9 protein-coding genes and 1 pseudogene are annotated in these 13,351 nt (G+C 40.4%); 8 read left to right on the forward strand and 2 right to left on the reverse strand.

Features of this window, described 5'->3' with window-relative positions; translation table 11 throughout:
* Positions 1–1,017 precede the first annotated feature (1,017 nt).
* The 5 genes from F607_RS0120330 (at position 1,018) to F607_RS30765 (ending at position 9,250) form a co-directional block, all read left to right on the forward strand.
* Complete coding sequence (locus F607_RS0120330; RefSeq protein WP_027709556.1) at positions 1,018–1,293, forward strand: hypothetical protein; 276 nt, start codon at positions 1,018–1,020, stop codon at positions 1,291–1,293.
* A 662-nt stretch (positions 1,294–1,955) separates the two neighbouring features.
* Positions 1,956–5,087, forward strand: a complete 3,132-nt coding sequence (locus tag F607_RS30760) for an efflux RND transporter permease subunit (protein WP_051311676.1) — start codon at positions 1,956–1,958, stop codon at positions 5,085–5,087.
* Between the two features lie 104 nt (positions 5,088–5,191).
* Complete coding sequence (locus F607_RS0120340; RefSeq protein WP_027709557.1) at positions 5,192–6,652, forward strand: DUF4139 domain-containing protein; 1,461 nt, start codon at positions 5,192–5,194, stop codon at positions 6,650–6,652.
* 7 nt (positions 6,653–6,659) lie between these two features.
* Positions 6,660–7,364 (forward strand): Sir2 family NAD+-dependent deacetylase, encoded by a 705-nt coding sequence (gene cobB / locus F607_RS0120345; RefSeq protein ID WP_027709558.1) that lies wholly within the window; start codon positions 6,660–6,662, stop codon positions 7,362–7,364.
* A gap of 137 nt (positions 7,365–7,501) precedes the next feature.
* Positions 7,502–9,250 (forward strand): sugar phosphorylase, encoded by a 1,749-nt coding sequence (locus F607_RS30765; protein ID WP_051311677.1) that lies wholly within the window; start codon positions 7,502–7,504, stop codon positions 9,248–9,250.
* A gap of 165 nt (positions 9,251–9,415) precedes the next feature.
* Here F607_RS30765 and F607_RS0120355 read toward each other — a convergent pair whose 3' ends face one another.
* Together F607_RS0120355 and F607_RS0120360 are read right to left on the reverse strand one after the other, a co-directional pair.
* Positions 9,416–10,627 (reverse strand): glycosyltransferase family protein, encoded by a 1,212-nt coding sequence (locus F607_RS0120355; RefSeq protein WP_027709559.1) that lies wholly within the window; start codon positions 10,625–10,627, stop codon positions 9,416–9,418.
* A gap of 14 nt (positions 10,628–10,641) precedes the next feature.
* Complete coding sequence (locus F607_RS0120360) at positions 10,642–11,472, reverse strand: HAD-IIB family hydrolase (RefSeq protein WP_027709560.1); 831 nt, start codon at positions 11,470–11,472, stop codon at positions 10,642–10,644.
* A 783-nt stretch (positions 11,473–12,255) separates the two neighbouring features.
* Between F607_RS0120360 and F607_RS0120365 the strand changes: the two genes are divergently transcribed.
* The 3 genes and pseudogenes from F607_RS0120365 to F607_RS0120375 form a co-directional block, all read left to right on the forward strand.
* Complete coding sequence (locus tag F607_RS0120365) at positions 12,256–12,621, forward strand: hypothetical protein (RefSeq protein WP_027709561.1); 366 nt, start codon at positions 12,256–12,258, stop codon at positions 12,619–12,621.
* A 48-nt stretch (positions 12,622–12,669) separates the two neighbouring features.
* Positions 12,670–13,023 carry a hypothetical protein gene (locus F607_RS0120370; protein WP_027709562.1) on the forward strand — a complete coding sequence of 118 codons (354 nt, stop codon included), beginning with the start codon at positions 12,670–12,672 and terminating at the stop codon, positions 13,021–13,023.
* 130 nt (positions 13,024–13,153) lie between these two features.
* Positions 13,154–13,351 (forward strand): annotated as a pseudogene (locus F607_RS0120375) (IS256 family transposase); the annotation flags it as partial.

Genomic DNA, 13,351 nt, shown 5'->3' on the forward strand with positions numbered 1-13,351 from the left:
AATACGTCTTGGTCCCCTGCATAACAAAGCGCCCTTTATTAAAGTCGTTGCTTTTAGCCAAGTAGCTGAACTCATTAAAGGTGCAAATGCGGATAAAATCGTTATAATTGAGTCAGGCAATGACGGTCCCTTCCTTGGAATGGTTTAATTTTTTTGTCAAAAAAATTGTGCCGTCATTGCCACTTGAACTCCAGTTATTCTGCTTGTTTTCTACCAAAAAAATCAAATTCTGCTCATTATTTAAGCATGCTTGCTTAAGTTAAATGGCCAAAGTCGAGCTTATCTAATACGTTGATTTTATTTAATGGGTGATTGTTGTCGCTGGTCTTAACAGACCTGGCTATTCCAGCTAAAAAACCTTCGTTTTGAATATATGATATTTTGATGTATGGTCTGTAAGATAAAGGAAGGATAGATAACGTCCGTTGTTCTGTTTACCATAAGGAAATGGTAACCAAGCCTAAAAGGGTGGATTGACTGCGTGTTTGACGGGTGTTATACAGTCTTTAGACAATGATGTTTGAAACGCAAGTTATATGAGATCATCCTGATTTTTAGATGCATAATTTTTCAATGATAACTTCGTGGCATTCAATGAAAGTTTTGTGGCATTCACTAGTTGGATTGAACACGGAAAAATAAATATCACTATTGTGTAGTATTTTTTTATTGAAAGTAACGTAAAAGACCTATAATACCTATAATGTTATCATTTTAACTGTGAGGGGGCTGTATACTGCTGACTGATGCTGCCATAAAGAGATGTTGCTATGTTGCTATGTTGCTATGTTGCTATAAAGAAAAGAGGCGTCATCAACTTACAGTAGGACGAGCGACTAACGTAATGAAAGCGTCTGTTAACCAATTTAATATGTAATAGTGCTTGTCACAATGACACTTTATACCCATAGCGAAGACAACAAATCCAAAAATTGATTCGTGAAGGGTATATTACACCCTATACAGGGTTTAACGGCTAGTTACTCATCTTGAAGCAAGTGAGGTAAGTCTGTGGTCATGGAAGATTTGCTCTGTGTAACTTATAAGGGGGCTTTTTATATTGCACCTGTTGTCTATGAAAAGTTCATTGCAACTTTACCTTCAAATCAAGATCAACCTAAAAGTGAAGTATCATCCAATGGTACGCCGGCTTTAACTGTACAGCCAGATATGGTACCTATAGGGGTTTACGTGGAAGGTAAAATTATACCCTGGGATTGTCTGGATAGCATTCACTATGAAGCATCTGTATTAGTTAGAAAAGGAGATGCTATATTCCAAGCAGTGTCTTAAATCAGAGTAACCGTATATACTATTCACTTTACATAAGCCATTTTCAATAGCACATTTGTCCAGCACTTTAGTAAGGCTTTTGAACTTGCTTTGAATCTTCCCTTGAAGACTTAGCCGCCTAGCTTTGTCGAAACTAGCTTTGTCAAAAATAGTTCAATGTGGGCTAACACGGTAACTGTATTAAAAAATAGTGTGTATCCCTGCACCTGTTTCTCAAACCCATTCAAATTTAACAAAAACCTATCTTTCTCAAGCTACCAGGGAAGGATTTATGGCGTGTTCGACGATCATTATGCAGACTTTGGGCAAGGGTAATTTAAAAGAAAATTATATGAGATTACCCTAGGGCCTGTTAACACTATTTGAATCACCACTGCCGTAGACTATTTTTTCGCCAAGCAAGGCACAAGGAATGCTGTGTAGTCATTCTACATAAATGACTTGTAACACTGCTAGGTGGAAAAATAATCACGGCCCGAAGGGGTATGACGGTAAAAGCACTACTCGTTGTTGCTCATTGTTCATTTAGAACAACTAAACTTCACGCTTCGCGCCTAGATTAGTGCTTTTACCGTCATAACAGTGATATTCAAATAGTGTTAACAGGCCCTAGCCTAACTAACTATTATTAAAGGATATGACACTTTATTAAGGGTACCTTAATGAAGACTGATCAGTCCTCTTTTTTTGGATTTATTCCATTATTAGCAAGTCATAGAGTTGCTGCGCATTTGTTAATGGGAATTGCGATCATTGTCGGTCTATGGGCATTGCGTCTTACCAATACGCAGTTTTTTCCGAATTTTGAAGTTGATGTTATCACGGTTTCTTCTGTGTGGAGTGGAGCTGCGGCTGAGGATATTCAACGTAGTATGACAATGCCGATTGAACAAGCTTTAAAAGGTGTAAATGGCATCGATAAAGTTTATGCCACATCAACCTATGGGGTGAGTTTAATACGCATTGAAGTTCAGCCGGAGACTGAATTATCAGATGTTTTAGATAATGTAAAACAAGTGGTTGATAATTTGCGCGACTGGCCTGAGGCAGCAGAGCAACCAGAAATACGCTCATTAGTACGTTATGAACCTATCGCAAAAGTGATGCTACGTGGTCATGTTAGTTTAGATGAGTTACGTAAACTGGCTTACCGCTTTGAACGACAGTTATTAGGTTTAGGTATTCGCAAGATCGATTTTAGAGGTTTACCTGAGCAAGAAATAGCAATCAAAGTTGCACCAGAAAAACTATATGAGTTAGGTATTACCTTGCAGTCACTTTATAGCTTGATCAGTCAGCGTAGTGTGGATTTACCTGCGGGCACTGCAGCAAGAAAGGAAGGAGCCAAACCTGTACGGAGTTTAAGTCAAGCACGTGACCCAGCTGCTCTGGCGGCATTACCCTTAGTGATTGATCCTGAAGGTCGCTTGATAAGGTTAGGGGATGTTGCTGATGTGGTACGACAACCAAAAGATGATCAGATTTTGTTGAGTAGTGAAGGCATGCCTGCCGTTGAAATGACACTGCTTAGAACAGAAAATGATGATACCCTTCAAGCCGCAAAAACTTTACATCAGTGGCTTTCAGCATCTGCTAATGAGTTACCCGAGGGAATTACCCGACATGTGTTTAATGAACGTTGGCAGTATTTGCAGGAGCGTATTGCCTTATTACTGAAAAATGGAGTGGGTGGATTATGCTTAGTCATTATCATGCTATTTCTATTTCTAAATGCCAGGGTTGCATGGTGGGTGACATTAGGTATTCCTGTTTCTTTTTTATCTGCATTGGCCATTTTTTATTTAATTGGTGGCACCATCAACTTGGTCAGCTTATTTGGTTTGATTATGACCTTGGGGATCATTGTTGATGATGCGATTGTTGTTGGGGAGAATACACTGCAGCGGATCCAGGGAGGGGATACGCCACTGCATGCAGCAGTAAGTGGTGCGCATTTAATGTTAGCTCCAGTGGTTGCATCATCATTAACGACAATAGCGGCATTTCTTCCGTTGCTGATTCTAGAAGGTGATATCGGCAATATTTTACGAGATATTCCGATCATCGTCATTTGTGTCATTGTGGCATCACTATTGGAGTGTTTTTTTATATTGCCTGGCCACTTACATCATAGTTTGAGTGGGTTATCGTCTCGCCGCTATAAACTACGAGAGACAATTGATAATCACTTCAGCCAGTTTCGCAATGGTTTTTTTCGTTGTTTGATCCAACGTGCCGTTCATTACCGAGGACTGACAATTACCGCAGCCTGCTGTTTGTTAGTGATTAGTATTGGCCTAGTGATTACCCAACATATTAAGTTTACTTTTTTTCCAACGATTGATGGCAATAGCTTGCGTGCCAATGTGCAGTTTACAGCAGGAACGTCTCAACAAGAGGTGACTCAATTTTTAAATACGCTGGTTCAACAGTTGCGTTACACCGAACAGCAACTGGGTCAGTCTTTTATTGATCAGGTATTGGTCATTCATCGCGCGGCTTCATTTGGTTTTCGCGGGCAAGAAGTTGAGGGGGATGAATTAGGTTCTGTAGAAGTGGAAATCAGTGCTGCCGATAAGCGATCATTTAGTGATGCTGAGATAATTCGACAGTGGCGACAACATATTGTGCTACCTGCGGGGGTTGAAAAATTTACATTAACACAGCGTCGTGCAGGTCCTCCAGGGAAAGCCATTGAGATTAAACTGACAGGCTCATCCTTAACGGATTTGAAAACAGGCTCTCAACAAGTACAAGATAAGTTAAGACAGTTTCAGGGGGTCACTAATGTCGAAGATGACTTACCCTTTGGCAAAGAACAGCTTATTTACTCAATGACACCTGCAGGGTATGCACTGGGCTTGACGCTTAATGAGGTAGGGCTTTATTTAAGAACAGCCTTGGAAGGGCGACGAATTCAAGTATTTCACGATGCCAATGAAGAGCTTGAAGTGCGCTTGCGTTTATCGGATGCTCAGCAAGATTATTTATCTGCTTTACAGCAGTTGCCTGTGGTGTTACCTGATCAGTCAACAGAAGTTTTAAGCAATATTGTCAATTTTGAGATCAGGCGGGGAGTAGACAGTTTAAATCGTGTTGATGGTGAGTTAGCGATTATTGTCAGTGCGGATGTCGATGAAAATAGGGCGAATACAAATGAAATTTTGAGTCAACTACAGCAAACGTTTTTTCCACAGTTAGCAGCAACCCATGGTATTCGCCTAAGTTACGAAGGGCGTACAGCGGAGCAAGGGAAAACCCTCGAAGATATGGTACTCGGTGGTTTAATTGCACTGCTACTGATTTATATTATTTTAGCGTGGGTTTTTTCTTCCTATAGTTGGCCGTTTGCAGTAATGATGGCTATCCCTTTTGGCTTAACAGGGGCTATTTTTGGCCACTTTATCATGGATATGAATTTGACGATTTTGTCATTATTTGGCCTGTTTGGATTAACGGGCATTGTGGTTAATGACTCAATTGTGTTACTCAGTGTTTATCGTCAATTACGCCTGCAAGGCATGGGGGTGAATGAGGCGATTGTAGAAGCGGCTTGTCGACGTTTGCGAGCGGTGCTATTAACCTCACTTACAACGATTGCGGGGCTTACTCCTATTCTCTTTGAAACATCATTACAAGCGCAATTCTTGATTCCAATGGCAACATCTATTGTATTTGGCCTGACCTTTGGCACTGTGATCATTTTACTGGTTGTTCCAGCATTTTTGGTACACGTTGAATGGTTATCAAAGACAACTAAACACCACTGGCGTGGTCTGATTAATGGATATTAATCGCGATTTAACCTTTTCATGCCTATAGTGCTTCAGCGGTATCCAAAACGAAGGGTATATAAGCTGTGAATTGTACTTAGGTGGGATGTTAACAGGGGTGGTGAATGCAACTTTTTAATTTTTTGTTACCTGAATTGTTACCAGAAAAAGCAGTGTTAAATAAGGGCCTCACAGTCGTTCATAAGCTTAAACCGCTGGTATGTATTTCCAGTGTTTTAGTTATGAGTCCAGTGAGTGTTGCTGATACCTTGTCGCTCAATGCGGCAGAAGATGCAGAACATACTGCGCTGACACTTTACCCGAATGCTGCTCTGGTTGAGCAGGGTTTTAATAAGCCGATCAAGCCTGGCGCGCAAACCATTGTCTTACAAAATATTAGTGACCAAGTGTTGCTGGATAGTTTGACTATTCAAGGTCAGGGCTATGTCAAGTCAGTACAACTTACACGACAGCCGTTAACTTATGACCAGCTGATGAAAAGTGTTATAGGCAAGTCAGTCTCTGTGTATCAGTCAGGCAATTATTTAAGCAGTAGTCGACAGGGTACGCTGTTGGCCTATGAAAATAAGCTGGGCATTGTCTCTGTTGCTGATGGAGAACACCTGCTGGTGGATTTGCGTGATCAGAATGGTTTACGTATAGCCTTACCGAAAGCAACTTTACCCAAGGCAAACTTTACACCACAGTTAATGGCTCAGTGGCAGGGTAAGGAAAATACTGAGCAGGCCAAAGTACGTTATTTGACGACAGGTTTATCCTATTCTAACCATTATGCTATTGCGATTGAACCTGAACAGAAAAAGCTCAATATTACAGTAAATACGATTTTGGCCAATAAAACACGTACCCAATTCAATCAGGCTGAAGTGACTTTGGCAGCAGGGGATCTAGGTATGCCAGCATATTCGCCAAAATTTAAAGAGCGTGCTCGTATGGAAATGGCAATGGCGCCTGATGCTGTAGGTGCGGCACCACCTGAAGCCTTAGGTGAGTTGAACTTTTACCACTTTAAAGAGGCTTTTGCTATTCCGGCCCATTCAGAGCAACAATTGACATTACTTTCTGAGCAGGGTATTGCGTATCAGCGTCATTACGAACACGCCTTTTATTCGTCCCCCTTTAGCCGACAGATGAGCAGTGAACATGAACGACCAGTAACATTGTATGAATTTACAACAGAAAGCGATTTACCCTCAGGCGAAGTGCGTGTTTTTCAGCAAGATAGTCGCGGACGCTCGCAATGGATTGGTCAATCATCCTTAGCGGATACTGGCGCTGGTCAAAAGGTTAAACTGCGGCTAGGAGAGTCGTTTGATATTGATATTATGCGTAAAAAGCAAGATGTAAAACAAATTGATAAAAACACATTACAAATTGACTGGCAGGTTGAAATTCAAAATAGTAAGACAGAAGAAGTATCTTTAGTATTAGCTGATCAGGATGCTTCTTTATTGTCGCTCTCTCTGTTAGAAGGGGCTGAAATCATTGGTCATAACCGTATGCAAGTGAAGCTTCCTGCCAAGCAGAAAACTACGGTGACCTATCGTTCTACTCATCGACGTTGAGGTGAATATGCCATCCTATCAGTCCGTTGTTGTATTAACTGGGGCGGGTATTTCCGCTGAATCGGGTATTCGCACATTTCGGGCAAGTGACGGGTTATGGGAAGAGCATCGTATTGAGGATGTAGCGACACCTGATGGGTTCAGGAGGAACCCAACGTTAGTGCATGACTTTTATAATGCTCGTCGCCAAAAGCTATTATCACCAGAAATAACATATAACGCTGCTCATAAAGCATTGGCTGCTTTTGAGCAACGTTTTTCAGGGAAGTATTTATTGGTCACTCAGAATATTGATGATCTTCATGAACGGGCGGGTAGTCAACAAGTTGTGCATATGCATGGTGAGTTATTGAAATCCCGTTGTGAAGGCTGCGGAGAGATTTTTTCTTATTTGGAAGATTTGCAGATGACGACGCCTTGTCCCTGTTGTCAATTATCTGGTCATTTGCGTCCACATATTGTCTGGTTTAACGAAATTCCCCTGGCATTAGATGCTATTTATTCGGCACTGACTTCTTGTGATCTCTTTGTAGCGATTGGTACATCTGGCAATGTATATCCAGCTGCAGGTTTTTTTCAAGAAGCTTCTCACCATGGTGCACATACCGTTGAGCTGAATTTAGAGCCATCAGTATCTGGCTCTTTATTTAAAGAGCAGCATTATGGTCCTGCAAGTGAGGTTGTACCAAGGTTTTTTGCAGAAATTGCCTGAATCTGTACCGTTTACGTCTACACTAACAAATGACTTAATCTTATTGTAAGTCGCTGTTTCGTTTTTACTTAAGGCTTGTGACTTACAGTAATTTTCTTTAGTGAAAGTTCGCATTATTTGTATGCCATAGGTAGCCTATGACACCTTTTGAGCAGCGTGTGCTGGAGCGAGTACGTTTTCTGTATGGTGATGATGAAGCGGAAGTTATTGTTGAACGCATTTGTGACTTGGTCAGGCGCTATGCGAGTTTAACAAAAGAAAAACCAGATTGCCTTTGGACTGAACAAGATGCATTTTTAATCACTTATGGGGATAGTATCCTGCATGAGGGTGAGCGCCCATTAGTGATGCTTCAGAAGTTTTTAAGTGAATATTGCTGTGATTTGTTTACGACAATTCATATCCTACCTTTTTTTCCCTTTAGTTCGGATGATGGCTTTTCAGTCATAGACTACCGAGAAGTGAATCCTGAGTTTGGTACTTGGGATGATGTACGTGCTATTAACAATGACTTTGATTTAATGATTGATTTGGTCATTAACCACGCCTCCAGGGAAAGTGTGTGGTTTATGGATTTTGTGAATGATCAGCCACCTGGACGGGATTTTTTTATTGAGCAGGATAAAGGCACTGATGTGTCTATGGTGGTTAGACCAAGAAATACCCCTTTGTTGGTGCCCGTGCATACACGTCGAGGTGTTAGGCATGTTTGGGCAACGTTTAGTGAAGACCAAATTGATTTAAATTTTAATAACCCCTCCATGCTATTGGAATTTATTGATATTTTCCTCAGTTATGTAGCTGTTGGTGCACGCTTTCTTCGACTTGATGCCATTGCTTATTTATGGAAGTCACTCGGCACATCCTGTATACACTTGCCGCAAACTCATGAAGTGGTGAAATTGATGCGGGATGTTTTAGAGCGCGTTGCTCCAGAAGTAGTGTTAATTACAGAAACCAACGTTCCGGTTGAAGAAAACATCAGTTATTTTGGTATGGGCGATGAAGCTCACATGGTTTACCAGTTTGGTTTACCACCTATGGTATTACACGCACTTTACCGTGGTAATGCTGCTTATCTCACCAGCTGGGCACAGCAAATTCCACCTTTACCCCCAGGTTGTACTTATTTAAATTTTACTGCGTCACATGATGGTATTGGCGTGAGGCCTGTAGAGAATTTACTACCGGCAAATGAAGTTGAAGAAATGATTGACACAGTGCGTCGGTATGGAGGGTTTGTCACCATGAAAACCAATACCGATGGAACGGAATCGCCTTATGAAATGAATGTTTCTTTATTTGACGCATTAATGGGCAGTCGACGTGGTCCTGATGAGTGGCAAATTCCCCGCTTTATTTGCTCGCAGATAATTATGTTGTCGATGCGGGGAATTCCTGCAGTTTATATTCATAGTTTAACGGCGACGCCAAATGATTTAGCTAATGTCGAACGGACAGGGCGTATGCGATCTATTAATCGCACACGCTGGCAACTCAAGGATTTAGAAACCCGGTTAGCTAACAGTAATACACCCAATGCAGAAGTGTTTGATACATTAAGTCGGTTATTGCAAATTCGAAAGCAGCAACCAGCGTTTCACCCTGATGCGGGGCAAACGGTTAAATCACTCAATAAAGCATTATTTATTATTAAACGTGTTAGTTTGGATCGTGAACAGATCATTTATGCATTGTGTAATGTATCTGCAGTAAATGTTGAGTTAGCCGTGAGTAATTTATTAGATGAGGGAGAACAGGTTGTCGCTGATCTAATGGGCGATAGTAGCTTAAATGAGGCTCAGGATACGCTTAAGATGTTACCTTATCAGTGCGTTTGGCTGCATGTGAGTCATCCTCATGGGAGCGTTGATGATGCGGTATGATAAATAAGCAACTCTACCCCTTACGTCTTATTGAGTAACAGCCGTTTTTCGTTAACACTGATTAGCTTGATATTCTATGCTACTCCTTGGGCAAGGAGGGCAAGGTCTGCTACGAGAGTAGCATAGAATATGTAGTCATTTTAATGCATGCGTTTATTTTATTGCTTAGGCATTATCAGTTTCAACGGCATCATAAAAACGCTCAAGGAAATCAGGTATTGCACTGGTCACTCGGTTCCAACTTGGAATAAACGGGCGCCGCATAGGGTGATTGAGAAATGCTTCACCTGCCGCCATTATATTTTGAGCAAATAACTCTACAGCTTGCTCCTCTTCATGGCGATCAATCGATAGGCCGTTAATAAGCGCATCATTATAATAAGACTCGATAAAATCCAGAGCAATACGATAGTATGTTGCTTTAACCGTGCGGAATGTTTCCAACGAAAAAATATTGCCGCGTGTGGCTAGCTTTCTGAAAATCGCTTTAGAAATATCGATACTCATTTTGGCTAACCCCTTACTAGGGTCATCTACGGATAAAGGTTGATGCTTGTGGTCATAGTTATCAGCGATATCAACCTGACAAATCCGGTTATTGGCGAAATTACGTTTTATTTCTAGTAAGACACCAATTTCCAATCCCCAGTCACTGGGTATTCTTAAGTCATTTAAGGCGTCGACACGCAATGCAAATTCGCCTGCCAAAGGGTAACGGAAGCTATCCAGATACTCTAAATAGTCAAGTTGACCAAGGGTTTGTTTGAGTGCCCGGAGTAGGGGAGTGACTAATAAACGGCTGACTCTACCATTGATATGGCCATCAGCGACTCTAGGGTAGTAGCCTTTGCAGAATTCATAGTTAAACTTCGGGTTAGCCACGGGATATAAAAGCCGTGCTAACATATCTCTTGAGTACGTTTTAATATCACAATCGTGTAGGGCTATGGCTTCGGCTTTACCTGAGGCCAATACATAACCATAGCAATACCACACATTACGACCTTTTCCTCGTTCCACGGCAGCAAGACCTTTTTCTCTTAGCAGGGTATCCAATGCCTTGAGACGGGGTCCATCATGCCATAAAACACGGTGGGGAATATTGAGCCGTGAAAAATATTCTTTGGCGTGATTAAACTGCTCTTTATCAGCCATATCCAGACCTATAATCACTTCGCTCAGGTAGGGCACTTCGCACAGTTCATCAACAATTTTTGCGAGGGCTGGCTCTGCCAGTTCTGAGTACAAGCTGGGTAAAACCAGCGACATGGGACGGTGACGTGCAAAAGCAACCAATTCTTTTTCCAGCTCACGGACAGAGCGAGATGAGAGGTTATGTAAAGTAGTCACAATGCCATTTTGATAAAAATCAGACATCACTTATCTCCTTTTTAATCAAGCGCAAACTCGTTAAATAGTTGTTCCATTGCTTGTTGCCAGCCCTCAGGACCAGGTTTAGTTGTATAAATAACCCGAGGGTGATTGGTGAGTGATAGAGGAGGCTTTTCAGTCGATGGTTTGATAACCACAGCAATATCCGCATTTTCTAACATGGGGTAATCATTCGGGCTATCACCAAGCGCAACCGTCAGCCAGTCATTGTGTGGATAAGCACGTTGAAAATCACGAAGTAGTTGCAACATCGCTTTGCCTTTATCACAAGGTGAGCTGATATGATAAAAACGTCCGCCTTGAGTAACGTGCAAGTGATCATTTTCAAGAAGCTGTATAAATGTCGTAAGATTTTCGGGGGTATCTTCCCAGAGAAAGGGTTCTGTACCATTGCGTTGCTTGGCTAGACAAGCTTGATCGATCGTAAGCCCAGTGATTTTTGCAATTTCCTCAGGATTCAACTGGTTAAAATTTTGATATTTATAGTGTTGAATTTGATTGATTTTGGTTAATATATTTTGAATGTCTTGATAGCTCAACCCAAAAGATAATACTTTCCAGTCATTATTGGTGTTGTCATGTTGTGTCGTTGAAAAATAGCCTGCCGGGTAACAGACGCCACTGCCATTTTCAATGATGAATGGATGATGTATATTCAGTTTTTTACGGATTTCATGCGTTTCTGCGACCGTTTTACTGGTATTGAGAATCAGCGGGATTTGGTGTCGTACAATGGTGTTTAATGCATGCTGGGCAGCTGTAAAATCATAGTGTTTATGATCAAGTAACGTTGCATCCAGGTCTGTAAAGATAATCAGTTTTTTCAACATCGCCTCCTGATGCCAACAGCGAAAAACGAGTTGGGCATGAACTTATTATAAACATATATTTTGTAATATTTGTGAAAGTTATTCATCAACTGCTGAAGTTATGCATTTTAGTTTTATTTTGATTGATTTTTGTTCATCGAGATGGGCTTTTAAAAGTGAAAAACAGCCGAAGTAGTCTGTTATTATGTAGTAGGTGAAAATACCCTTTGCTATTAGCAGAATAGGATATATTGGTATTTAAAAATAATTCAAGTGGGTTGAAACTATTTATATTAAAAATATAAGCTTATAAACGGCTTATGTCTTATAAGTATTAATACGGTTGTTTTGTTTGTCTGTGTATCTATAATGGCCCTGCTGTTAATAAGTAAGGATAAACAGTGAAAAGGATACTTTGTGCAGTACTGTGTTCATTTGCCATATTGTCTAGCAGTTTTTCGGCAGAAGCTATTAGCGAAGATTAGGTGTGTTTACTATTTATAATAGTGCACTTTTTCTTGGCAATCTGTGCCGGAGTTTGATGCATCGTTTTACTATTATAGCCAAAACGAAGAGTTTTTAGCGAGGCTAGCCTAATCGATTAAGGAGGGCAAGCATAAAAATGATTCGTGAAGGGTGTTTTTTTGAAAAATGTCGTCATTTTTTTGCAGATTTTTCCTTGCTTCCCTACAGTGTCATCTTATTTTTTTGAAAATAAGATGGATTAATAATATTTATTTGTTTGATTGAAAGCACTTTTTTAAAGTGCGCTTAATGTTAATAAGAAATGGAAGGAGCTAATCAATGAAAATTAAATCACTTATGGCCGCATGTGTGATTTTATCAACTCAAGCATTTGCCCAAGATGTTACGGTGACGAATGGCTATGGACCTGCTACTTTATACGGTGGATTTTCGATTAAAGGGGATGAGTTAGTTGCTACGGCTGTATATGCATGTAATGCAGGATTATTTAAAGTATATGCTGATACTACAAATACACCCATGAAGCTAACTGTTGTGAAAACAGGAGATGGCATTGATTGTATGATGGTTCCTTTTCCACAGCAGTTGAAGTTAAAACTACCAAAAATCATTGATAAAGAAACAGGTAATCTTGTTGTAGCAGATAAATTTGTTTTAACCAATACGTTTAAAAAATCATTTTGATTCTTTGAGGAGCGTATTAAATAAGGTTAAACTAAAAGGAATTTATTTGTGAAAGTAAAGACATTATTAGCTGTTGGTGCATTGCTGTCATCTAGCGTTATGGCCTCAGAAGGTATGCAGAGTAGTTTGAGGTCTACTGAATTATATGGCGGTTATTTTGTAAAAGGTGAACAGCTTGTGACAGAGGCTGTTTATGGCTGTAATGCAGGCCTTTTTAAGGCATATGTAAATACAGAAACGACGCCAGCCACTTTAATGGTAGTGAAAAGTGATGGTCCAGATTGTCTCATAGTGCCTTATCGCCAGGAGCTTAAAGTAAAGTTACCAAAGGTATTAGATAAAAAGACAGGAAAGCTTGTCACTATTGGTGAGTTTAAACTTCAAAATGTGTTTAATAAGTAGTATGTCAATATACTTATAACAAATGTATATCATTAAGGAAAAAGGTATACCTTGATTAAAAGAGACTGTAAAAGATTCTGTGTAACCGCCTATTCTTAATGTTAACAATGTATAAGGATAGGCCATTATGGTGACTCAAAAAGAACTCGAAGCCTTTGCTAAAAAAGCCGCCAAGGGCATTAAAACAGAAAAAGACCTCAATCAATTTGCACAAATGCTCAAAAAGGTCACGATTGAAACAGCTCTTAATACAGAGTTAGAAGAATACTTAAATGATAGCAAACAAGCCCAACCTACCGAAAAAAACAGTCGAAATGGCTACTCCTCA

Origin of the sequence: Zooshikella ganghwensis DSM 15267 (assembly GCF_000428585.1) — a bacterium.
Classification (GTDB): Bacteria; Pseudomonadota; Gammaproteobacteria; order Pseudomonadales; family Zooshikellaceae; genus Zooshikella; species Zooshikella ganghwensis.

Bases quoted from the DNA above. Each gene is read 5' to 3' on its own strand.
- F607_RS0120330 (WP_027709556.1), top strand. From the start codon at position 1,018: ATGGAAGATTTGCTCTGTGTAACTTATAAGGGGGCTTTTTATATTGCA.
- F607_RS30760 (WP_051311676.1), top strand. From the start codon at position 1,956: ATGAAGACTGATCAGTCCTCTTTTTTTGGATTTATTCCATTATTAGCA.
- F607_RS0120340 (WP_027709557.1), top strand. From the start codon at position 5,192: ATGCAACTTTTTAATTTTTTGTTACCTGAATTGTTACCAGAAAAAGCA.
- cobB (WP_027709558.1), top strand. From the start codon at position 6,660: ATGCCATCCTATCAGTCCGTTGTTGTATTAACTGGGGCGGGTATTTCC.
- F607_RS30765 (WP_051311677.1), top strand. From the start codon at position 7,502: ATGACACCTTTTGAGCAGCGTGTGCTGGAGCGAGTACGTTTTCTGTAT.
- F607_RS0120355 (WP_027709559.1), bottom strand. From the start codon at position 10,627: ATGTCTGATTTTTATCAAAATGGCATTGTGACTACTTTACATAACCTC.
- F607_RS0120360 (WP_027709560.1), bottom strand. From the start codon at position 11,472: ATGTTGAAAAAACTGATTATCTTTACAGACCTGGATGCAACGTTACTT.
- F607_RS0120365 (WP_027709561.1), top strand. From the start codon at position 12,256: ATGAAAATTAAATCACTTATGGCCGCATGTGTGATTTTATCAACTCAA.